The following is a 22,600-nucleotide window of genomic DNA, read 5'->3' on the forward strand; positions in this document are numbered from 1 at the left end:
TTTTTTGATTTTCCCTCCGGAGGGAAATGCTGTTTTCGCAGTTTTTTCGTTTTCCCTCCGGGGGGAAACGCTGCTTTCGCAGTTTTTTCGTTTTCCCTCCGGAGGGAAACGCTGCTTTCGTGGTTTTTTGATTTTCCCCCCGGAGGGAACGCTGTTTTTCGCAATTTTCAGTTGAAACGTGAAGATAGCTAATAAAAATAATAGAAGTTCTTTAATTTGTTTAATGTCTCTTATACCAATTGTTAGTATAAAAAGACTTCAAGTAAGAATAAAGACTTAAAGGATTCAGAGTTGCACCTCTAAACATCGAACAGAGGATTTTTCCATTGTGCGGAAGGTGAGGGATTCAAACCCCCGATACCCGAAAGGGGTATACCGGATTTCGAGTCCAGCGCATTCGGTCACTCTGCCAACCTTCCTTTCTTGCGAATGCAAAAGTAGTGAATTTCACCGATACTGCAAAATAAAATGCTAAATAATCTCTTCTTCGATTCATCCAAAGGATAAATTCTTTAATTTATTGCGCAATAGTTCGATTTCAGACTTCCTGATAGAGAGCGTTATTGTGCAGGTATTGTCGAAATGCTGACTGATGATCTTGGGAGACATTTCTTTTACGATCCGCATAACATCATTCATCATGGGGTAAGTAAAATCGTAAGTAATGGTTTCTTCCACCTGCTGGTCAATAATCTCAGAATGGGCTATGGCGTCGGCAGCAGCCGTACGATAAGCCACAATCAGTCCACTTGTGCCTAAATTGATATCACCATAGTAACGCACAACAACGATTAAAATATTCGTCAATTCATGGCTGTTGATTTGACCTAAGATTGGTTTGCCTGCTGTTCCCGAAGGTTCTCCGTCATCATTGGCACGGAAATCTTTGCGGTCAACGCCCAACATGTAAGCATAGCACACGTGTCGGGCATCATAATATTTCTTGCGATAAGAGTCCAAGAGCGGCTTAACGGCCTCTATTGAACTGATATGGTGCGTAAAAGCGAGGAATTTACTCCGCTTTTCAGAGTAATACCCCTCGCCTATTTTACTCGATATTGTTTTAAACTCGATCACGCAGTTTGCAACATTCTGTCGTCTTATGTCAATTTATGGATGATTAATCCTGAGCGCAACTTCGGTTCGAACCAAGTGGCTTTCGGAGGCATAATCTTTCCGCTGTCGGCAATATCCATAATCTGTTTCATCGATACAGGATAAAGAGCCAAAGCCATCTTCATCTCGCCACTGTCGACACGGCGTTTCAGTTCTTCCAAACCTCGGAGTCCACCTACAAAGTCGATACGCTTGTCCGAACGCAGATCTTTAATGCCAAGCAACTTATCCAAGATGAGACGCGAGGAAATGTCTACATCCAAAACACCGATAGGATCGGTGTCGTCGTAGGTGCCTCTCTTAGCTATGAGACTGTACCATTTACCGTCTAAATACAACGAGAATTCGTGCAATTTAGCAGGTCTGTATGGTTCCGTTCCCTTACATTCCACCTCGAAATCTTCTTTCAAAGCAGTGAGGAATTGTTCCGATGTCATTCCGTTCAGATCTTTAACGACACGATTGTAATCGAGAATCGTCAATTGAGAAGCGGGGAAACATACGGCCATAAAATAGTTGTACTCCTCTTTGCCTGTGTGACGCGGATTCTGTTTAGCCTTTTCCGCACCAACAAGTGCAGCGGCGGCAGAACGGTGATGACCATCTGCGATATACAGGCTCGGCATCTTAGCAAATTCTTTCGTAACGGTTTGGATATCCCCATCGTCACTGATCACCCAAAATTGGTGACGGAATCCGTCAATCGGAGCAATGAAATCATATTCGGGTTGTGTCGAAGCATAACGCATGATGAGTGTGTTCAGCACATCATTGTCGGGATAAGCAAAAAACACAGGCTCGATATTAGCATCATTCACACGAACGTGTTTCATACGATCCTCTTCCTTATCACGACGTGTCAATTCATGCTTTTTGATCACGCCATTGAGATAATCATCCACATAAGCACCAACCACAAGACCATATTGTGTCTTGCCGTTCATTGTCTGTGCGTAGATATAATATTGCTCTTTGTCGTCTTGAACCAACCAACCTTTCTCTTGAAAGGCTTTGAAATTCTCGGCCGCTTTCTGATAGACGCGAGGATCATACTCCGATGTTCCCGGTTCGAAATCGATTTCTGGTTTAATGATGTGATAGAGGCTCATCTCGTTATCACCGGCTTCTACTCGTGCCTCCTCAGATTCCAACACATCATAAGGACGGGATTCAACTTTCTCAACAAGATTCTTAGGCGGACGTACCCCCTTAAACGGTTTGATTATAGCCATAGTTGAATTACTTATTTACTTGGAACTTAGTCGAGCCATCCTTGAAGAATGCGTTGATTTGCCGAGCAGCAGCAATTCCTGCATTATTGTTAGCTTCTGCGGTTTGAGCACCCATCTTCTTTGGCGTACTGAAATAGCGTCCTTCGAACTTGCTGAATGCCTCATCTGCGTCGGGCTTGATGTCTGTAACAAACTTCAAATCATCACGATCAGCCAACAATTTGAGCAATTCCGGCTCGTTGATAACTTCTTTCCGTGCCGTGTTGACAAGGATTCCGCCTTTTTTCATCTGATTAACCAAAGCATAGTTGATGCTCTCCTTGGTTTCAGGAGTTGCCGGAATATGAAGCGAAACAACATCGCAGGTCTTGAACAATTCTTCTTGATTGGCAACAGCATGTACACCAGCTTCTTCAATGACATTGGCTGGACAAAAAGCATCATAAGCATAAACATCCATTCCAAAGCCCTTAGCCACGCGTGCCACATTGCGGCCTACATTACCGAAGGCAAGAATACCCAGCTTCTTACCCATCAATTCCGTGCCCGACTTTCCATTAAAGAAATTACGAACAGCATAAACCAGCAAGCCGAACACCAACTCGGCAACGGCATTGGAATTCTGTCCCGGCGTATTCTCTACAACCACACCTTTGGTCTTTGCATACGCTGTATCGATCGAGTCGTAACCCGCTCCAGCCCGTACAACGATTTTCAACTGTTTGGCTGCATCGAGCACAGCGGGCGTAACTTTATCGGAACGTACAATCATTGCATCTGCATCTTTCACGGCATCGAGCAATTGCTGAACGTCCGTATACTTTTCCAAGAGTACCAGTTCATGTCCAGCACTCTCTATTTCCTTTCTGATTCCATTGATCGCGGTCGAAGCAAACGGCTTCTCCGTAGCTACTAAAACTTTCATTGTGTTCTTTTGTTTCTTGGGTTAATAATTTGTAAAAGAGATATGGGGCGGACATCAATCCCTCCCATATCTCATCATTACTTTCATCAATGTGCTGCCTCAAAATCTTTCATTGTTTTGATCAGCTCACGCACACCTTCAATAGGTTGCGCATTGTAGCAACTTGCACGGAAACCGCCTACCGAGCGATGGCCCTTGATGCCGACCATACCGCGCTCTGTTGCGAAATCAAAGAAAGGCTTCTCCAATTCCTTATATTCATCGTTCATCACGAAGCAGATATTCATCCGAGAGCGATCCTCTTCTTTCACAGTTCCGCGGAAGAGTTTGTTGCGGTCAATCTCGCCATACAACAGATCTGCACGCTCGTCGGCAAGCTTATTCATAGCCTCAACACCGCCGTTTCTCTTGATCCAGCGCAGCGTTTCCAAAGCCGAATAGATAGGAACAACAGGAGGAGTATTAAACATAGAACCCTTCTCCACGTGTGTGCGATAATCCAACATCGTGGGAATCTCGCGCGGAGCACGACCCAACTTGTCATCCTTCACGATAACAAAGGTTACACCAGCCATCGCCAAATTCTTCTGAGCACCACCATAAATGCAATCATATTTGGCCACATCAACCGGACGACTGAATATATCCGAAGACATGTCGCCGATCAGCCGGACGCTCACTTCGGGATCTTTGCGAAGCTCCGTGCCATAGATCGTGTTATTGGTCGTGATGTGCAGATAGTCAACATCTGTCGGAACGGTCCAACCTTTGGGAATGTAAGAGAAATTGGCATCAGCAGACGATGCGAGTTCCAAAGCCTCGCCAACGCGTTTGGCTTCTTTCAGCGCCTTGTTAGCCCACGTACCCGTGTTGATATACGCAGCCTTTTTGATCAGGAAGTTGCAAGGCACCTGATAGAATTGCAAGGAAGCACCACCACCCAAGAAGATCACAGAATAACCTTCGGGGATAGAGAGCAATTCCTTAAACAATGCTACTGCCTCATCCAAAACCGGTTGAAAGTCTTTTGCTCGATGGCTAATCTCCATCAAAGACAGTCCGCTACCATTGAAATCCAAAATCTGTTTGGCTGTGTTTTCAATCACTTCGCGTGGAAGAATTGACGGACCTGCATTGAAGTTGTACTTTTTCATCTAATTGTTCTTTAAGTTAACGTGTGACAATTTGTTTATCAATACTCTGGCCGCGAAGTTACGCTTTAAATCTGATATACGCAAATATTTCAACAACAATTTATCAAAAGATTTGCGCACATCCCCTGCCTACGATGCCCACCCGCCTACCTCAACAAAGCAAAAGGGTGAAAAGAAGCTCTCCAGCCATCTTTTCACCCTTTCCAGTTCAAATTACCTTTTCACTCTTAACTCGCCTTCTCCACCTTCACCAGCTTCCCATCCTCGATCTTCACCCAAAAGGTGTCGCCGCTGGCGGATTTCAGTTCATAGAGTTTTGCGCCATCTTCGTCTTTGGCCGTTTTGCCGGTGAGCGAAAGTGTGCCGGGAGCGAAGCCATTTTCCTGTTCGAAGGCCGGGAGCAATTTCTCCACCGTCTTCTTGTTAGTCGAGGGTTTCTTCTCGCCGTCACCTTTCTTTTTCTGCGCCACACTCTGCTTGTGCGTGGCTTTAAAACGGTCGGCCTCTTGATTCATACGGTCGACCAGCCGTTCAATCAGCGCGTGGCCTTCCTTGGTTGTAGCAAACACATAGCTGGCTTCGATGTACAGGCAGATGACCGAAAAGACGGCGTCGGTCTGTGCCCTGACTTCTTTTGACGAAGGCAATTTCAGGTCCATCGTTTTCTCTTGCCGCGTCTTATACACCTGCTGAAATTCATCGTTCAGCGTGGCCAGTTTTGTCGTGACGGGCGTTAGCCCCAAAACGATGACCTCGCCGGCGAACCGCTTCAGATCTTTAAGCATGCCGCGGATGTCGGCTGTTTCGTCGTCAGCCGATTTAAATTGAATGCCGGTGTAGATGCCCAGAGCCTTGTCCAGCTCTTTCGCCGCATTGCGAATCGCTTCCACCGGTGACTTTTGTTGCACGCGCACCACGCCGAAGAGGTTCGTCAGCAAATCGTCGCGCTGCTTGTCGAGCGCTTTCATCCGATCGGTCTGCGTCGTAGCCACAGCCTGTTTGTTGATATCCGTTTCCAGCTCCAGACACCTGCTCCAGGTCGTCAACAGGTCGTCCGTCAGGTGCAGCTTCTGTTTATCCACCGCCGTCACCAGTTAAAAATACAATAGCTTTGTGTGCTATTCTGTTATTTGACTATCTGAAAGGCTTTGTATGATAGGCATAGTGCCATTCTTCTCAACATCACGAAGATGGCTTTTATACTTCTGAATGCCTGTCCCTCCCCTTCCGCAACTCATCGAGATAACGGGCGGTTATCACGCCGGAAGGCAGCGCGATTACGGCGATGCCAAACAGCGAGGAGAGCATGCTTACGAAGCGGCCGACGTCGGTAACGGGACACATGTCGCCATAGCCAACGGTGGTGAGCGTTACGGTTGCCCAATACAGGGCATCGAAAAAAGAATGGAACGTATGCTGATGGGTATATGGATTTACGTGCGGCTCGACATTGAACAGTATGAGTGCCGTTACAAAAATGTAAATCAGTGCCAATACCAGAACGGAGGACAGCACCTGACGCTCCTTGTAGAGTATGGACAGGAACAGGCGCATCTTGCTCGATATTCCAAATATCTTCAGCACCCTTGTCAGCCTCAGCAGACGCACGAAGCGGAACAGCTTGAAGGCTGGGTTGAGCAGCGTAACGGCAGGCAAGATGGACAGCAGGTCTATGATTGCCATAAAAGAAAACGGATAGGTAAGAAACGCCGTCTTGCGATTGTTGTTCCTAATGTCAGCCGTACCCCACCTCAGCAGGTAGTCGATGATGAACACGAGCGTTGAGCCGAGTTCCGTGTACCAAAACGCCTTGTGCGACTTCATGAACATAAGCGGCAGGAGCTTACGAGAATGGCAAGTACCATAAACCAGTCGTAAGCCGTGCATATCCAGTCGGTATGCGATTGTCGGTCAATAATGTTTGCTATCTTCTGTCTATTCATATTGCTAAATGATTTCTTCCGAACCAACGAAATTGGACACATTTGTCCAACTCGCTGGACACGTTAATCCAATTAATTGGACACGTTAGTCCAACCCATTGGACAAACGTGTCCAAAGTCGTATGTTATGTATCTTTCCGTAAGAACCTATTAAGGAGCTGTCAGAATATGTCAAGTATGGAGACGAGATACCTACTTGTATCTTGCCAACCGCATCAGTGCGGAGTATTGTTCTTCATAGCGGTCGAACTCGATGGCACTGCCGTCGTAGCCCATTTCAGTAAACGAGAGGCGAACCATTTCCTGCTCTTCCTCCGTAATGGCGCGTCGCTGCTGCTTTACCTTGTAGTAGACTTCCGAGCCAAAGCACGCCATTACTTCGTGTCGGGCACGGCGCAAGTCAGCCGCCCGCACGTTGTTGTAGATGCTCGATATGCCCCACGCAAAGCGTTCCTTGCGGTCGGGCTCGAAGAACGGGCAGGGCTGCGTCCCCTTTATCACGGCAGGATTCACCACCGTATAGGTTTCATTCCCATTCCCTGCCAGCATCTTGTAGGCAGTGTGGCGCAGGCATTTGCCAGCTTTCTCGCAATGGGTGCCTGCGCAGTGCGCAAAGTCGGAGTCTAATTGGTTGTATTCTTCTTGGGTCATGGGGGTAGATGTTTTTATGGTATCAGTTTGATTTCAATTTCTTTGCAACCCATACGACCCATGTGTCAATATTATCTTTGAGAGAGACAGGAAGTGATATTGGAATCTTTATATCTGGCTTGATTCCTATTTCTTTTGTTTTACAGACTAAAGCGAAGTCTTCGTCAACGCAAACTGGATAATAGCAAGTAATCCCACTATGTGGCAGTTGAAATGGAGCGATGTTACCCGATAGGTTTGCCCCGCTGGTATTGTCTTGTCCATATATTTTTCCACGATGGCAATAGTCTTTTACAAAACGAGCTAAGGTTTCTCCAGAACTTGCTGTTCTGCTATCAACGAGAATTGCCGCCTTTTTTAAATTGCTTGCTATGAAAGGCATATCCTCGTTATTGTTCTCTTCTGACAATGGCACAAACTGTGCTTTCGATTGACGGGCTTTCTCTACGATATTTGTATCACCTTGTTTAATGAGTACTTTCCTGTTCATGGGGGTGTTTCTGAATAGTACTCTCCAAGGTTTCTTGGGTTGATGGTCTGCGAGTATCTCAAGAAAAGGTTCCCAAATGGCATCATTTCCCCCAGAATTACCTCGAATATCTAAAATGAGATATGGACAATTCATCCTTTTATAGGCTTGGGCAACACTATCGACCCATGCGTAAGTGGGATTCTGACCACTGCAAGATGGTATTCTTACCAGATAAGTATCTGCATCAAGCATACATGCAAGGGGTTGAGGGTCATACTCCATCTTCTCATTATATTTGGGATGGACCCTTCGGTCATATTCTTGCCAGAATCGATGTCGGTCAACTATAAAATGCGTATCGAATTGAGAGAAGAACCAAAATACATAGTCACAAGTTGCGGTTTCTATATCTTGACCTTTCAGCAAATGTCGCTTGATCGACTTTTTAAGCTTGGCGTATTCCTTACCATACATTTTGTGAATATATGGATAAGTAGCAAGATTAGCTTCAGTAAATCTTGTTAGATATTGATAATCTTCTAGATTATGATTTATGCTGTCAGGATGTATTGCAAATGATGTAGAAGTACAACATAAAGCAAAAGAAACAAGGAACAATCTTAAGTTCATAATTTTAATATATTGTTGTTCAGATGGATTATACTTTAAAAATATTTTTATCAATGGCTACTTCTTGTTCGGCACTTGATCTTAACTTTGCAAAGTTATATATTTTATTCCACACTCCCTCTTCTTTTCCTTTTTCATATTTTTAAAACGACAAGATTTAATTATTTTTGATTAGCGTTTATTAGCACTTTTACTTCACTTCCTCAAACTTATCCTGCACTGATTATCAGTGGATTATATTCTTATGGTACAAAAATGTCTCCTCATTTTGAGTAGTATTGATTAGAAAACATCTTGGATGTTGTCACCCTAAATATGATAAACATATTTTCCTAAAAAGAATGAAAACATTTTGAATTATACATAATTATTTATATCTTTGCATTGTACAAGGACTAGTCAGGGTGGTCTAAAAGAAAAATTTATTCCATCCAAGGTTTTTACCAGATATTAGATGAGGTGCACCTCATCTAATATTGTTTTTATTATGTGTCTTTTTCCCAGAACTCTTCAAAACGGTGATAAGATTGCTGGTCACCAAATCTTCCTAAATTATCTGAGAAATCAATTATATTGCAGGTTTCTGTTCCTCCAAACTTTGGGCCTCTTAAACCACGACCAACAATTTGTTCATAAAGAATATCGCTAAATATAGGTCTGCAAATTACAATGTTATTTGTTTTAGGAGCATCAAAACCAGTTGTTAGTACACTGTGATTCACTAACATTTGAAGTTCCCCTTTCCTAAATTTATCAATATAAACTAATCGCTTATGTCTTGGGGTTTCTGCTGTAATAGCAGCAGCTTGAATTCCTTTTACAATTAGTGCTGCTGTTAAAAGGTTAGCATGTTCAACATTACAAGAATAAACTATAGTCTGTTTCTCTTTAACAGATATTAGAACGTCTAGTATCTTTTTGTTCCTTTTTACACTTTTTGCTAACATTTTACAGCCTCTATTTTCCATTTCTTTTTCAAGAAATTCTAATGAAGGATTAGCTTCTCCACCCTCAAATGTAATTATATACGTTTCTCCTGTAGTAATAATTTTATGAATAGGACGTGCTAAATAACCTTTATCTCTAAAATAATCTATGGGTGTTTGTTGGTATTTCATTGGCAAACAAGGTGTTATTAGTTTGAAAATAAAGAATTTAGTAAGTTTATTTATGTCATCGTTTCTTCCTGGTGTAGCAGTTAAGCCACATATAGGGAAAATCTTTTCACCTCTAATTTTCTGACTATATTTATAAAATGTTTCATACATCTGAGTTACTGCGCGATGAGCCTCGTCAATAATACAAGCACCACAATTCTCTATTATTAGATTTACATTGACATTTTCTCCTTTCTTTATTGCATAATAAATTTTAGAAATACTACATACGACAATACCACCAATCAATGTGTTTTCATTTAATTCATGTTTACCATAATAACGATATATTCTAAGACTTTCTGTAAATTCTTTATGTTGCCATATTTGCTGAAATGTGGCAATCGCTTGTTCGCATAATTCTTCACTTTGAGCAATCCAAATTAGAAATTTGCCTTCATAAAATCTTGGGCGCAAATATTCTGTATATGCCTCTACTGCAATTCTTGTTTTTCCAGCTCCTGTTGGAAGGCTTATTAAGCATTTTGCATCATCACCACTTTCTGCTAAAGCTTGTTTTAGTTCATCTTTTAAGTTCTCTTGATATATCTTCAATTCTGGTAGTTTCTTATAAGGTTCTACATCCTCATAGTCTTCATAGTTTATAGGAATTGTCTTTTTGCCACTGAAAGCAGTATCTATACCAGAATTGATCATAAAATCTTTAGCCCATTGTCCACCGCGATGCCAATTTAAAGCAGAGAGTTTTCTTGATTTATGATACTCACTTTTCCCATTTGAATTACAGCGTATATTAAATGCCATATCCCTATCTACAACGTCCCATTTTTCTATTATTTTTTGTCGTAATTCTTTAGTTGTAGGCTTACTTCCTGCAAAGAAATCACCTCCTTCCATCCTCAATATTAGTTCCAACTTTTCATATTTAGACAGGTTTATATTGAGGATAGAAATTAAATCGGATATTTGACGCTCTTCGGCAAGCTTATTTATAAATCTAGTTGATAATTGAAAATGATTAATGAGTCTTTCTGCCGTTTCTTTGTAAAGAGATTGTTCCATAGGTTATTTAGGATTAAATTTATTGAAGTTTTCTTTTTCCAAAACTTGGAGTTTTTTTAGAATTTCTGAATTAATTTGTTCTAATTCTATGACTCTTCTTTTATACATTAAGATTTCTTTTTCTAAGTCATCTATAAATTTATTCCTAAATTCATCCATTTCTTTATAACTGCGTGTATGTAACCGTTCTATCAAAGGAATACGGCTTTGCAATTTAGAAATCTTTTCCCTTTGAAATTCATTTGTTGCTTTCAAACTACGGATTTCATATGAACTTTCATATTTTCTCACTTTATTTTCCAACTCTTCCAACTTATCGAGATCTTTTGTCATTAATAGAATTGTCTCTTTTTGTCCTTTTGCTAATGCAATACTTTCATCTAATTGTTTAGTCAAATCTAAAATTTGATTTTTAGACGAATAGAGTTCTTCTATCTTTTGTGCTATTTCTACCCTATACTCTGTTTGGTTTTTTGTTAATTTACTTTCCAACTTAGAAATATAGGTTTTTAGATTGTTTATTTCTTCTATTTGTTTAAAAAATTGCTTATTGATAGAAGGAATAAGTTTTACGAGAAATTTATTTATCCATGCCATAAGTAAAGAGATCTAGTGATTAGAAATTTATTATATCCTCCACAATAATGCCTCTCCTCAATCCTTTTGAAGATTACTTCCCTAGTTGTGAGTACAGGTCGTTGAGAGGGGATTAAGTTTTAAGTTATCTATAATGTGTCCATTCAACGAATTAATCATTCTGCTCATAATAATACGAATAATCAATACCTTTCATGAACATTTCTCGGTCATCAATCTTAGTGGTGAGTGCAGGCAGTACCAAAGTCTTGATGAGCGTGCTATCTGCTACACTCTCACGCATTGCCGACAGATAGTCGTTCTTGTTTATCTGGCTCCAATCCACACACCGTTTGAGAGAACGCTTCAGCATGAGGTCAAGCCAAATGCGGGTGCTACGACCGTTACCTTCCATAAATGGATGCGCAACATTCATTTCAACATATTTGTCCATTATCTCGTCGAAGGTTGTTTCTGGCATTCGCTCTATTGTTTGCAGGGTTTCAGGGAAGTGCATACAATTAGTAAAGGTAAAACCACCTTTTGAAATATTCTTGGTACGTATCTGCCCTGCAAAGTCATACAGTCCTCCAAAGAGATAAGCGTGTATCTGTTGTAGACATTTGATAGTACCTGGGTCTACAGCCTTTAAGATACCACTTTCAAAGAGTTGATAAGCTTTTTTCTTGCTCTGTCCGTCAATAGTGTTATCACTATAGAGGAACCAGTCAAGAAAGTTTGTAGCCTTGGTATTGTTGATATGCTTTGCCAAAAGGGTTACACCCTCTGCATCAAACGTATCTGTCTTATAAGACTTCCCGTCAGAGGCTTTTAGCTTCAGTTGGTTAGTAGCACTAACCAACTGATTATTTTCTTTTCTTAGTTTGGTTTTGAGATACTTCCAATAGTTCCTTGTCTTTTGATAATCGTCTTGCTCGTTAATTGCCGCAATGATGTCCAGCACAGAGAACCACCACTTACTGTGTTCATCGTCCCATATCGCCCTTACTTCACGGTCGTTGAAGAAGTGGATTGATTTTTTAGGTTGTTCTTTATGCCTTTCCATCGTATAATGCGTTACTCGCCTTAGTATTATTTGTTTGCAAAGATAGTAAATATCATTGTGTTAGGAGGGATGAATGAGAAGAAAAAGGAGATTTCTTTTCTGATTATTTGGCAGTTCGGAAAGATTGTGTTATCTTTGCGCCGTGAAATGTAAGAGTGTTATCAATAGCAAGATGATACGAGGCACAATGAACAATAGACAGGGTGCAGTGAACAATAGACAAGGCATCATGAGCAATAGACATGGTGCAATGCCGAGGCAGAAAGGCGAGAACTTTTCTGTTATTTTTGTGCCCGATTATTTGGTGGTTCCAAATAATTTGCTAACACACACACACACATTCGCACCTAGCGTCTAACTACACATTTTTTACTTTCGCTTACGCGCGCGCGAAGCGTGTCGTAACTCCCATAAACAAAGGGCTCGTAAGGGTTCCCTTTGTTCGCTTTTTCGTGCCCTTTTGCCAAGCCACGCAAGAGGCAAATAACGATGATTAATGAAGATATTCAGGTTAAACATTTACGATAAAATAAAGAGAATATGAAGAAGAAATTCAAAGGAATGTTGCTACTGATAGCAACGCTATTGCCAACTGTCATGTTCGGGCAATCGGGCGACTTTACCTGTACCGCTAATGGAGTTACTTGGAAATGTTGGACAAACGGTTCAACTGCAACGATTAAGGGCGAAGTGCTTGGAGCAACATCGTTCACTGGCGAGTTAAATATTCCGACAACAGTCAATGACGGAACAAATAATTATCCTGTTCAGAGTATCGATGGAGCATTTATCAATTATACAGGCATCACGAAATTGACGATCCCTGAAGGTATTAGGTTCATAACTAGAGGAGCGTTCTATAATTGTACAGGATTGTCTGGCGAATTAGTGCTTCCAAGTTCTATCGTCCAGTTGTATGGTGGTGGTCCTGGTGGCGGTGTTTTTTCCAATTGCACGAACTTAGAGGCTGTGAAGATTATCAATACAAACTCGGCAACGTTTGTTCAGCCATTTTCCAATTGTGATAATCTGAGATACATTGATCTGAAAAGTAGTAATGGCGGTGCTGCGCCCTATGGGAAATGGAGTAGAATAATGGGGTTCACACCATACGAAAAGGTTGCGAACCACACTCTTGTGTATCTTTCAGACGGTATGGGAAGTCTATGTGATTTGAATGAGGAAAACATCATTCACAAAGACAAGTGCAAAGTATTTAAGGTGTACGATGCCTACAGCTACCGCATCCCCTACGCTTTCACGGCCGAGACGGCCCAGTGCGACCGCGTATTTTCCAACACCAGCGGCAAGAGCGTGAGCACCCTCTTTTTGCCCTATCCCACCGACCTGCCCAACGGCATGCAAGCCTACGAACTGGTGAAGAAAGACCTCTCCATAGGTACTTCTAAGGCATTCTACTTCCGCGCTTTGCCTACGGGAACCCGTCTTGAAGCCAACAAGCCCTACCTTGTGCGCATCACCGACGGAACCGCCCACACCCTGCCCGTGATGACGAACGTAGAAGTGCCCGTAAGTCCAGCCGGCTACACCACCGAAACCCTTGCCACCGACGATGGCGACTGGGCCTTCTGCGGCACCACCGAGCGCATCGACAGCGCCGCCGCCACTGCCAAGAAAGCCTACTATCTAAGTGGCAACAAGTGGTATCCCGTGCAGAACGGCATAGCCAACGATTACATCGCCCCTTTCCGTTGCTTCGTCTACAGCAAGTCGGGCACGGCACCCGCCAAAGGCTTTACAATGGTGTTTGACAATGAGAGCGGTACAACCGACATCCGCCAATTGGAGAACGATACCGAAACCGACCTGAAGAGCAACATGCATCGCATCTACACGCTCGACGGTCGATACGTGGGCACCGACTACAATGCCCTGCCCGGCGGCGAAATGTATATCATCAACGGCAAGAAGTTTTATAAATTCTAAAGGAGGAAAGAAATGAAAAAGCAAACATACATCTCACCCCGCATCGAGGTGATTCATATCAACGACATCGACGCTGTGATGCAAACCATCTCTCTGCCCATATCTCCGGGCGGAGGCCCTGGCGGTGGCGGCGAGGCCAAAGGCGGATTTTTCGATGAAGAAGACGAAGAGAATGAACAAGGCATGGCGGGCTACTCGCCTTGGGAGGACTAAGGGATAGATATTAGAGGTATCGGAGGACTGTTATTGGGGGTCGTGAGGGAGTCTCGGTATCACTCCTTGAAGATGCTAAGTATCACTCCTCCGGGACTCTAAGTTAAAGTCCTCTGGGAGTCTAAGTTAAAGTCCTCGACGAGTTTAAGTATCAGTCCTCCGGTACCTTAAGTATCCATCCAAAAGGGGTTTAAGTATGGGTGCAAAACATGCGCAGAAACAGAACACGTTAACGGGGCAAAGTCCAACGGCAGAGTCCCACATTATTCATTTAATACATAAGAAAACATGATTAGTTTTAAAGTAGTTGAGAGTATTCTCAGAGTAGGCCCGCGCAAGGGGCAGAAGGGGTATGGAGCGGTGCAGAAGGCTCCGATGAAGTTCTCGCAAGAGTGGCTTATCGACCGCATCGTGCGCGAAACGTCGTTGAGCGAGGGCGATGTGAGGAACGTGTTTATCACGCTGCGCAACATCGTGGTAGAGGTGGTGACGATGGGCGGTTCGCTCGACTTGGGCGACATCTTTTCGCTTCGCACTACCATTCCCTCGCGGATGCTGGAGAAGGAGGAGGACGTGACGGTTGCCTCTGCGCTGAAACGCCCTCGTATCATCGTGACGTGGAAGGATGCTATCCGCAAGGCGCTCGGTAAAATCGAGGTGGAGGTGGATAATCCGAAACGGAAGGACTTGAATAAAAAGCCGAAAACGCCGAAACCGTAGAAAGGTGAAGAATTGAAAAGGTGAAAGGGTGAAAAGATGCCGATGCGTCTTTTCACCCTTTTTTGTGTTCTAAGTAAAGAAGTTTTTTATTCTTTTACCTTTTTAACTTCACGACAAAGCTGATTAATATTTGCTTTAGGATCAATATATAAAATAGCGTTGTCTATTAAACCTAAATAAAAAGCAATCTCAGAGGGGACATAATTCCCTTGTTTTATAATTTCTTTATGAAAGAACAATTTTGTGAGAGTTAATGCCTTAGTTACTTCTTCCTTTGTCTTGAACATATTATTGCCTCCATAAATATTCTTACTTCACTTCCTCAAAGTCGGCGTCTTGGACGGTGTCGTCAGGTTGGTGCTTTGCGACTGATTGTCGGCAGCACCGCCTTGGAAGCCTTGTGCGGCGTTGGGGTCGGGCTGGGCACCACCTGCACCTTGATACATCTGTTGGCTGGCGACCTGCATCACCGTGTTGAGGTTGTTGATGGCAGCATCGATGGCGGCAACATCGGCAGCCTTGTGAGCATCTTTAAGCTGTTGAAGGGCACTTTCGATGCCTGGCTTTTGGTCGGCAGGAATCTTGTCGCCGTTATCTTTCAAGAAGTTCTCGGTGGTGAAAATCATCGAGTCGGCTTGGTTCAGCTTGTCAATCTTTTCACGCTCGGCCTTGTCGGAAGCGGCGTTTTGCTCAGCTTCGGCCTTCATACGGTCGATTTCTTCCTTGCTTAATCCGCTGCTGGCCTCGATGCGAATCTTCTGTTCTTTGCCCGTTGCCTTATCCTTGGCAGAAACGTTAAGGATACCGTTGGCATCGATGTCGAACGTTACTTCAATCTGCGGAACGCCACGGCGGGCCGGTGCGATACCTTCGAGGTTGAACTGTCCGATGCTCTTGTTCTGCGATGCCATGGGGCGTTCGCCTTGAAGTACGTGGATGGTAACGGCCGTTTGATTATCTACCGCGGTAGAGAATGTTTCGCTCTTCTTGGTAGGAATGGTGGTGTTGGCATCAATCAGCTTGGTCATCACGCCGCCCATGGTCTCGATACCGAGTGTCAGCGGGGTTACGTCGAGCAACACAATGTCGCCCACGCCGCTCTCTTTGTTGAGGATGGCACCTTGGATGGCCGCACCCACGGCTACCACTTCGTCAGGGTTAACACCCTTCGAGGGCTCTTTGCCAAAGTAGTTCTTTACCAAAGTCTGTACGGCAGGGATACGACTCGAACCACCTACGAGGATTACCTCATCGATGTCGGATGTCTGCAACTTCGCATCGCGCATGGCGTTCTGACAGGGAACGAGACAAGCTTGTATCAAGTCGTGTGCCAACTGCTCGAACTGTGCACGCGTCAAAGTCTTTACCAAGTGCTTGGGCACGCCGCCTTCTGCCGAGATATAGGGCAGGTTGATTTCCGTAGACGTGGTGCTTGAGAGTTCAATCTTCGCCTTTTCGGCAGCCTCTTTCAGGCGTTGCATGGCCATGGGGTCTTTTGTCAGGTCAATGCCTTCGTCAGCTTTAAAGCCATCAGCCAGCCATTTGATAATCACTTGGTCGAAATCGTCGCCACCAAGGTGCGTGTCGCCGTTGGTAGAAAGCACTTCAAACACGCCGCCACCAAACTCAAGGATAGAGATATCGAAGGTTCCACCACCGAGGTCGAACACGGCAATCTTCATATCTTTATTACCCTTATCCACACCGTATGCCAAAGCAGCCGCAGTAGGCTCGTTAACGATACGCTGCACGTTGAGACCTGCAATCTGACCGGCTTCTTTAGTTGCCTGTCGTTGCGAGTCGGAGAAGTAAGCCGGAACGGTAATCACAGCGTCGGTTACTTCTTGTCCGAGATAATCCTCGGCAGTTTTCTTCATCTTCTGAAGTATCATCGCCGAGATTTCTTGCGGTGTGTACTTGCGTCCTTCAATGTCCACACGAGGCTGTCCGCTCTCGTTTACCACGGTGTAAGGCATGCTTTCAGCCTCTTTGCGGCACTGTTCGTAGGTTTCGCCCATGAAACGTTTAATCGAGTAAACGGTATTTTTGGGGTTGGTGATGGCCTGACGCTTTGCCGGATCACCCACCTTGCGCTCTCCGTCCTTTACGAAACCAACAACAGAAGGCGTTGTGCGCTTGCCTTCACTGTTTGCAATCACTACCGGTTCGTTACCTTCAAACACGGCAACGCAACTGTTTGTAGTTCCTAAATCAATTCCAATAATCTTTCCCATAATTGTTGTATTTTATTTCTTGTTATTATCGTTGATCTGTCTTGTTCGGGCGGCTGTCTCTCATCAACGAGCCGTAATCGAAAAGACTTTCGTCCCGTTAAGGCAAAGGATGTGCCAATAGCTGACATGTGACAAACTGGCAGAAAGTCAGAATGTGGAATAACGAATTGTTTACGCTTTACGCGCAATCCTGCATGATGAATCAAAAAAAAGGAATGACGGATCACCCAAGGCTACCCGTCATTCGATTAGCCTTTTTGTACACCCTTAGAGATTCGAACCCTAGACCCACTGATTAAGAATCAGTTGCTCTACCAGTTGAGCTAAAAATCTCATACGGAAGATCGCTACAAACTATCCGATATAATTTTGCGGCTTTCTCATCTTTTGAAATTTATATACGGTTCCCCGTAAATTTTTATTTGATAAAAATATTTTTATATACGGTTCCGCGTAAATTTATATACGGTTAGAAATTTACGGGGAACCGTATAGAAATTTATGGCGAACCGCATAGAAATTTTCTTCCATACCGTTCCCCGATTTCATCGAAGCGGATCCCTGTGAATCAATCAACGCAAGGTTCACTCGAATGTCTGCACCCAGTACCCGCGTTTACGGTTCTTGTAAACACCTACACGCTATCGCTGGCGAAGTCCCGGAAGTGCGGTGTTGCCGCTGTGTACTTCGGGTCGGCACTCGACGATTACTATACAAACAGAATTCGGGCATTGCATCATTGCTGACAATGCCCGAAATATAAAGTTCCCATTCCGCATGGAATGAAGGGGGATATTTATTTCAATTGATAGGTGGTAGCATCAAAAACTGGGTATGCCCAAAGGCGATCATCAATATTCACGCCAACCTTCTTATCATTGAAATGGAATGAAAGTCCTTGTACGATACCTAAAAGTAAGCCATTGGAAGTCCAATATGAAGCATAATATCCGTATTTATCGTTATCGCCCAACACAAACGTTCCATTGGTTTTCAGATATCCCATGGCCGGGAGGAAGAAATAGTTGTTGACATTGGTTGGCCTCCCTGTATGTTTAACATTCGTTGTCCAAGCTTCTGCATTCACTGTGCCAACATTCGTTTCCGACCAGGCATTCCAATAGGTGTTGCTGCTGCTTGGGATGTAGTTATTCTGCCACTTATGGATATTAGTTACGGGGTGCGTGAATCCGGAATAAGTCCCTGTTGATATTTTATTTAACTTCAAGAACCACATTCCACCCTTATACAAATGCTTATTCATTGTCCAAATTATATCTCCGTCCCAATGCTGTCGCCAAAGAAAGAATAAAGAGTTGCCTCGTTTACATTCGGAGCTGATGCACAAATGTTATTGCCATTAAACACAGTTGAATTGCTATTCATATACCTGTCACTACCATAGGCCGGCTGATAATTGCCTTTCTCGCCATTGACCACAGGGATTGTTCCCGTATATCCATTCCAATAAGGCTTTCCGGCATCCCATTGATAATAGTTAGGCTTATAGTTGTTCATGTCTAATTCTTTTTTACTAATAGGCCGATTTTTGCCTGCATTGAATGTCATCGAGGGATAAGTTTGAGACACAATCCCCGTTACGCCTGTTTTCGTATCTTTCAAGGTATATGAAATCGTTACATTATTATAGTTCCCGGGATATACCACCATCGTGGCTGCATTCTTTAAATGGTCTGCCACCTTGGGCACTGGGAAACCATTTGTAAGTGTGAGCGTGATGGACCGACTTCCATTAGAAATTAATGTTCCCAAACCACTATCATTGAAGTTAAAAGTACCGGCAATGTTTTTACCAACATTTGAAGCTGCATCAATGGTCAATTTGATTGCTGTCACAGAGACTGTTGAAGCTAATTCTTCCTTCCCGTACCATGGAGTAAAAGTGACATAAGCTGCCTGATGTTTTAAATGAAACTCGTAGATTCCATTGGTCAGTGTGGCAACAGCCGTACCACAATCGCCGTCATTACCGATATGAGCAGCATTGTCTGCCTGTGCTTGCGTTTGGTTTGCAGCGATGGTAACCTTATCTCCTGCCGAAGCATTCGTACCTGTAAAGCGCACAGGATAAGAGGGATTAGTCAAAGTCTGACTATAATAAAACTTAGCCGAGCTTGAACGCCGGTGATATTATCCTCGGCATTCTTGATCAGATTCGCGCCGTCTTTAATCCATAGTTTATCGTTTTGTGTCCAAAAGAAGTTGATTTTCGTTCCATTATAAATGCCTGTGGTGCGCGTCATGCCAGGTTTAGCCGACACAGCTTCATCTTCTGTTGAGAAAACTGTCAAGTGACCTATTTCCTTTTCTTTTCCATGATCATCGCCACCTGTATTCTCTGAGGAGCAACTGGCAAACAAGCCAACAGCAAACAGAGAAGCTGTCAAAAATAGACTCTTACTCGTCATCATCATACTTTATTTCTTGTTAATATGCTACATCATCACTTTTCCACTCTGTCTCATCAAGATCAAACAAGCCACTGTTTGGCTTTGCATAAGCATCATCATTGTCTGCCGACTCATGATCGCCTTTAACACTTGTCCTCAATAACGGACAATCCTCATTAACACTTACGATAGTAAACATAGGCGCTATATAAGGCCTGCCCTTCTTTTTAATCTCTCCCATACTTGTTTATTTGTTTCTTCTTTTATATCTATACTTCAGCCGTAAATATTGGCCTGCAAAGATACCCATATTTATTTTTATTAATACTACAAAAGATTTATGCAAAAGATATCAATAGATCCTAATATATAGCGTATAAAGATCTCTCCATTTCATAGGAAAGGCAACTGTTATCAATATTCTCGCAACTAAAATGGTTCTTAACCTCCTGAGGTTATCATAAACAAACAAATGTTTTGGAGAGAAAAATGATAAAATGTAAAAAGCGTGTGTCGAAGACAATGTTCAGACACACGCTTTTTAAATGCAACGAAAGTGCAGAAGGATTAGTCAAGCCATTTCACGTAGCAGAAATCCTGACGGTGAGGTAAGGCCTCGTTTTTCGGATACATCCGCACGCAATACTTGAATGCACCGGCATCGTCGGGCTCAAAGTCGGCCTCGAAAGTGTAGAGATTGCCGTCTTGGGCTGTTTTGTGGAATGGATAGGCGGTGTAAAGTTCGTGATCGTCACCGCTCTGATCGTTTTTCAAAACGATGAGTTCGAGTCCGATGGCATCGTTCAACCCCTGTTCATCGATCACATATTTGACTGTATATTTCACTCCTGTTTCGCTGCCTTCGGCCAGACATTGGTCTTCTTTCGATACCACGTGAATGGCATCCCAACGCTCGGCCACGGTTTCTTTCCACAAGGCAATGTCCTTGGCCAGCCGGTTTTCATCGGCCGTGAGCTTGGCAAAACGTTTCGCTTCCTTGATATAGAACTTGTCGTAATAGTCGTCGAGTTGGCGCTTCATTGTGTAATGGGGAGCGATGGTGGCGATGGAGTTTTTGATAACTTTGATCCAACCCTCGCTGTAGCCTTTCTTATTCTTACCGTAATAGAGCGGGATGATGTCGTTTTCGAGCAAGCCATAGATGGTGGCCGCATCAAGCTGGTCTTGATAACCTTGATTAGAGTATGTTCGCTCTTGCGGAAGTGCCCAGCCGGCATCTTTGCGATAGCCTTCTACCCACCATCCATCAAGAACCGAGAGATTGACAACACCATTCATCTCGGCTTTTTCACCTGATGTTCCCGATGCTTCGAGCGGACGCGTGGGGGTGTTCATCCAAATATCGACACCCGATACAAGACGGCGTGCCAGCTGCATATCATAATCTTCAAGGAAGATAATCTTACCGAGAAATTCGGGCCGCTGGCTGATCTCGAATATCTTCTGAATAAGCCCTTGACCGGCTCCATCGGCGGGATGTGCCTTGCCCGAGAAGAAGAACAATACGGGACGCTCGGGGTTGTTGACGATGCGCGAGAGGCGTTCGAGATCGGTGAAGAGCAGATGGGCGCGCTTGTAAGTGGCGAAACGACGACAGAAACCTATCATCAGCGCATTGGGATTGATGCGTTCGAGCAGTGAAACCACACGCGAAGGGTCGCCTTGATTCTTCAACCAAGTTTGTGTGAATTTCTCGCGAATATAACTCACGAGTTTCTTTTTCAACGCCATACGCGTATCCCAGATCTCGTTGTCGGGCACATCATAAATGGCGTGCCAAATCGTTTCATTACTTTGGTCACTCATAAACGAAGCGTCAAAGTATTGGGCGTAGAGTTTGCGCCATTCGGTAGCGGTCCAAGTGGGCAGGTGTACACCGTTGGTAACATAACCCACGTGGTTTTCTTCGGGATAATATCCTTTCCAGATGGGGGCGAACATCTTCTGGCTGACCCACCCGTGGAGCTTGCTTACGCCGTTAACTTCCTGACATGTGTTGCAGGCAAAGGTGGAGAGACAGAACTTCTCGTTGTGATCGTCGGGATTCTCGCGGCCCATCCCGATGAATTCATCCCACGAGATGCCGAGTTTCTCGGGGTAGCCGCCCATATATTTGCCGAAAAGTGCTTCGTCGAAATAGTCGTGACCGGCTGGCACCGGCGTATGAACGGTGTAGAGTGAAGAGGCGCGTACCAATTCCATTGCTTGATTGAAGGTGAGTCCGTTGTCTACATAATCGCAGAGACGTTGCAAGTTGCAGAGTGCAGCGTGCCCTTCGTTGCAATGATAAATTTGCTTCTGTATACCGAGTTTCTTCAACATAAGGATACCACCGATACCCAACAGGATTTCTTGTTTAAGCCGATTCTCCCAGTCACCACCATAAAGCGAGTGGGTGATAGGCTTATCAAATTCGGAGTTCATTTCGTTATCCGTATCGAGAAGATAGAGTTTAATGCGGCCCACATTCACCCGCCAGACATAGGCGTGCACTTGATAGTTCATATAAGGGACATCAATTACAATCGGATTTCCATTCTCATCAAGCTGACGCTCAATGGGAAGCGAATTGAAATTCTGCGCTTCATAGTTGGCAATCTGCTGTCCGTCTATACTCAACGACTGCTTGAAATAGCCATATCTATAAAGGAATCCCACGGCACACATATCCACATTGCTGTCTGAAGCCTCTTTCAGATAGTCGCCGGCAAGCATTCCCAAGCCTCCGGAATAAATTTTCAATACCTGATTGAGTCCGTATTCCATACAGAAATAAGCCACGGACGGACGTTTGTGGTTAGGCTTCACGTCCATATATGCACGAAACATTGCATAGACGTCTTTCACCTTTTTCATAATCGTCTTATTCTTGACGATGGCTTCTTTGCGTTCGTAGCTCAATCGTTCGAGCAGCATCACGGGATTATGCCCCACTTGTTCATAAAGCTCTTCGTCCAAACTCTTCCATAAATTGCGGGCTTCATAATTCCATGCCCACCACATATTATGGGCTAACTCGTCTAAACATTTCAACTGCTCCGGCAATCTTGACTTAATGGTCAGTTCTTTCCACTGAGGAGCATTCGCATAATCTGCTTTAATCTTCATA

19 protein-coding genes, 2 tRNA genes and 2 pseudogenes are annotated in these 22,600 nt (G+C 43.9%); 3 read left to right on the top strand and 20 right to left on the bottom strand.

The window, feature by feature from the left end; translation table 11 throughout:
- Positions 1 to 331: 331 nt before the first annotated feature.
- From JCM12259_RS08520 to fic, 12 genes and pseudogenes are all read right to left on the bottom strand, one after another.
- A tRNA-Ser gene (locus tag JCM12259_RS08520) sits at positions 332 to 419 on the bottom strand.
- A gap of 73 nt (positions 420 to 492) precedes the next feature.
- The gene (locus JCM12259_RS08525) at positions 493 to 1,077 is read right to left on the bottom strand and encodes an IMPACT family protein (protein ID WP_025066144.1); all 585 of its coding nucleotides are present in this window, start codon (positions 1,075 to 1,077) and stop codon (positions 493 to 495) included.
- 23 nt (positions 1,078 to 1,100) lie between these two features.
- Positions 1,101 to 2,348: a DUF1015 domain-containing protein gene (locus JCM12259_RS08530; RefSeq protein WP_025066145.1), complete on the bottom strand. Its 1,248-nt coding sequence runs from the start codon at positions 2,346 to 2,348 to the stop codon at positions 1,101 to 1,103.
- Positions 2,349 to 2,355: 7 nt separating this feature from the next.
- Entirely contained in the window at positions 2,356 to 3,273 is a 918-nt protein-coding gene (locus tag JCM12259_RS08535; RefSeq protein WP_025066146.1) for an NAD(P)-dependent oxidoreductase, read from the bottom strand.
- Positions 3,274 to 3,359: 86 nt separating this feature from the next.
- On the bottom strand, positions 3,360 to 4,427 hold the full coding sequence (serC, locus tag JCM12259_RS08540) for a 3-phosphoserine/phosphohydroxythreonine transaminase (RefSeq protein ID WP_025066147.1): 1,068 nt from the start codon (positions 4,425 to 4,427) through the stop codon (positions 3,360 to 3,362).
- Between the two features lie 227 nt (positions 4,428 to 4,654).
- Positions 4,655 to 5,473, bottom strand: a complete 819-nt coding sequence (locus JCM12259_RS14620) for a DUF6261 family protein (protein WP_148299603.1) — start codon at positions 5,471 to 5,473, stop codon at positions 4,655 to 4,657.
- A 151-nt stretch (positions 5,474 to 5,624) separates the two neighbouring features.
- Positions 5,625 to 6,370, bottom strand: a pseudogene (locus tag JCM12259_RS14625) (ion transporter).
- Between the two features lie 192 nt (positions 6,371 to 6,562).
- Entirely contained in the window at positions 6,563 to 7,021 is a 459-nt protein-coding gene (locus tag JCM12259_RS08555) for a DUF6078 family protein (RefSeq protein ID WP_025066148.1), read from the bottom strand.
- Between the two features lie 22 nt (positions 7,022 to 7,043).
- Positions 7,044 to 8,177, bottom strand: coding sequence for a S41 family peptidase (locus JCM12259_RS08560; RefSeq protein WP_234396582.1), 1,134 nt, complete (start codon positions 8,175 to 8,177; stop codon positions 7,044 to 7,046).
- Positions 8,178 to 8,608: 431 nt separating this feature from the next.
- Positions 8,609 to 10,303, bottom strand: coding sequence for a DEAD/DEAH box helicase (locus tag JCM12259_RS08565; protein WP_025066150.1), 1,695 nt, complete (start codon positions 10,301 to 10,303; stop codon positions 8,609 to 8,611).
- 3 nt (positions 10,304 to 10,306) lie between these two features.
- The gene (locus JCM12259_RS08570; protein ID WP_025066151.1) at positions 10,307 to 10,900 is read right to left on the bottom strand and encodes a hypothetical protein; all 594 of its coding nucleotides are present in this window, start codon (positions 10,898 to 10,900) and stop codon (positions 10,307 to 10,309) included.
- A 151-nt stretch (positions 10,901 to 11,051) separates the two neighbouring features.
- Complete coding sequence (gene fic, locus JCM12259_RS08575) at positions 11,052 to 11,945, bottom strand: protein adenylyltransferase Fic (RefSeq protein WP_025066152.1); 894 nt, start codon at positions 11,943 to 11,945, stop codon at positions 11,052 to 11,054.
- A gap of 540 nt (positions 11,946 to 12,485) precedes the next feature.
- On the opposite strand from fic, the gene JCM12259_RS08585 reads away from it, so the two are divergent.
- From JCM12259_RS08585 to JCM12259_RS08595, 3 genes are all read left to right on the top strand, one after another.
- Positions 12,486 to 13,892 carry a leucine-rich repeat protein gene (locus JCM12259_RS08585; RefSeq protein WP_025066153.1) on the top strand — a complete coding sequence of 469 codons (1,407 nt, stop codon included), beginning with the start codon at positions 12,486 to 12,488 and terminating at the stop codon, positions 13,890 to 13,892.
- A 12-nt stretch (positions 13,893 to 13,904) separates the two neighbouring features.
- Complete coding sequence (locus tag JCM12259_RS08590; RefSeq protein ID WP_025066154.1) at positions 13,905 to 14,105, top strand: hypothetical protein; 201 nt, start codon at positions 13,905 to 13,907, stop codon at positions 14,103 to 14,105.
- Between the two features lie 288 nt (positions 14,106 to 14,393).
- Positions 14,394 to 14,825: an HU family DNA-binding protein gene (locus tag JCM12259_RS08595; RefSeq protein ID WP_006950643.1), complete on the top strand. Its 432-nt coding sequence runs from the start codon at positions 14,394 to 14,396 to the stop codon at positions 14,823 to 14,825.
- An 86-nt stretch (positions 14,826 to 14,911) separates the two neighbouring features.
- Here JCM12259_RS08595 and JCM12259_RS08600 read toward each other — a convergent pair whose 3' ends face one another.
- The 8 genes and pseudogenes from JCM12259_RS08600 to glgP all read right to left on the bottom strand — a co-directional run bounded on the left by JCM12259_RS08600 (position 14,912) and on the right by glgP (position 22,599).
- Positions 14,912 to 15,112, bottom strand: a complete 201-nt coding sequence (locus JCM12259_RS08600; protein WP_025066155.1) for a hypothetical protein — start codon at positions 15,110 to 15,112, stop codon at positions 14,912 to 14,914.
- A 22-nt stretch (positions 15,113 to 15,134) separates the two neighbouring features.
- A pseudogene (dnaK, locus tag JCM12259_RS14635) lies at positions 15,135 to 17,059 on the bottom strand (molecular chaperone DnaK).
- Between the two features lie 260 nt (positions 17,060 to 17,319).
- Positions 17,320 to 17,392: transfer RNA gene (locus JCM12259_RS08610), tRNA-Lys, on the bottom strand.
- 463 nt (positions 17,393 to 17,855) lie between these two features.
- A complete protein-coding gene (locus JCM12259_RS17320) occupies positions 17,856 to 18,323 on the bottom strand; it encodes a hypothetical protein (protein WP_234396583.1) in 468 nt (155 codons plus the stop codon).
- 8 nt (positions 18,324 to 18,331) lie between these two features.
- A complete protein-coding gene (locus JCM12259_RS17325) occupies positions 18,332 to 19,165 on the bottom strand; it encodes a hypothetical protein (protein ID WP_234396584.1) in 834 nt (277 codons plus the stop codon).
- Positions 19,162 to 19,494, bottom strand: coding sequence for a hypothetical protein (locus tag JCM12259_RS17330; protein WP_234396585.1), 333 nt, complete (start codon positions 19,492 to 19,494; stop codon positions 19,162 to 19,164). Before JCM12259_RS17330 ends, JCM12259_RS17325 begins: the two co-directional genes overlap by 4 nt.
- A 13-nt stretch (positions 19,495 to 19,507) precedes the next feature.
- Entirely contained in the window at positions 19,508 to 19,711 is a 204-nt protein-coding gene (locus tag JCM12259_RS08620) for a hypothetical protein (protein WP_025066156.1), read from the bottom strand.
- A gap of 326 nt (positions 19,712 to 20,037) precedes the next feature.
- The gene (glgP, locus tag JCM12259_RS08625) at positions 20,038 to 22,599 is read right to left on the bottom strand and encodes an alpha-glucan family phosphorylase (protein ID WP_025066157.1); all 2,562 of its coding nucleotides are present in this window, start codon (positions 22,597 to 22,599) and stop codon (positions 20,038 to 20,040) included.
- Position 22,600 lies beyond the last annotated feature (1 nt).

The sequence above is a fragment of the Hoylesella enoeca JCM 12259 genome (assembly GCF_000613405.1).
Lineage (GTDB): Bacteria > Bacteroidota > Bacteroidia > Bacteroidales > Bacteroidaceae > Prevotella > Prevotella enoeca.

Coding starts and splice junctions, on each gene's coding strand:
- JCM12259_RS08530 (WP_025066145.1), bottom strand. CDS start 2,348: ATGGCTATAATCAAACCGTTTAAGGGGGTACGTCCGCCTAAGAATCTT.
- JCM12259_RS08535 (WP_025066146.1), bottom strand. CDS start 3,273: ATGAAAGTTTTAGTAGCTACGGAGAAGCCGTTTGCTTCGACCGCGATC.
- serC (WP_025066147.1), bottom strand. CDS start 4,427: ATGAAAAAGTACAACTTCAATGCAGGTCCGTCAATTCTTCCACGCGAA.
- JCM12259_RS08555 (WP_025066148.1), bottom strand. CDS start 7,021: ATGACCCAAGAAGAATACAACCAATTAGACTCCGACTTTGCGCACTGC.
- JCM12259_RS08565 (WP_025066150.1), bottom strand. CDS start 10,303: ATGGAACAATCTCTTTACAAAGAAACGGCAGAAAGACTCATTAATCAT.
- JCM12259_RS08570 (WP_025066151.1), bottom strand. CDS start 10,900: ATGGCATGGATAAATAAATTTCTCGTAAAACTTATTCCTTCTATCAAT.
- fic (WP_025066152.1), bottom strand. CDS start 11,945: ATGGAAAGGCATAAAGAACAACCTAAAAAATCAATCCACTTCTTCAAC.
- JCM12259_RS08585 (WP_025066153.1), top strand. CDS start 12,486: ATGAAGAAGAAATTCAAAGGAATGTTGCTACTGATAGCAACGCTATTG.
- JCM12259_RS08590 (WP_025066154.1), top strand. CDS start 13,905: ATGAAAAAGCAAACATACATCTCACCCCGCATCGAGGTGATTCATATC.
- JCM12259_RS08595 (WP_006950643.1), top strand. CDS start 14,394: ATGATTAGTTTTAAAGTAGTTGAGAGTATTCTCAGAGTAGGCCCGCGC.
- JCM12259_RS08600 (WP_025066155.1), bottom strand. CDS start 15,112: ATGTTCAAGACAAAGGAAGAAGTAACTAAGGCATTAACTCTCACAAAA.
- JCM12259_RS17320 (WP_234396583.1), bottom strand. CDS start 18,323: ATGAATAAGCATTTGTATAAGGGTGGAATGTGGTTCTTGAAGTTAAAT.
- JCM12259_RS17330 (WP_234396585.1), bottom strand. CDS start 19,494: ATGATGATGACGAGTAAGAGTCTATTTTTGACAGCTTCTCTGTTTGCT.
- JCM12259_RS08620 (WP_025066156.1), bottom strand. CDS start 19,711: ATGGGAGAGATTAAAAAGAAGGGCAGGCCTTATATAGCGCCTATGTTT.
- glgP (WP_025066157.1), bottom strand. CDS start 22,599: ATGAAGATTAAAGCAGATTATGCGAATGCTCCTCAGTGGAAAGAACTG.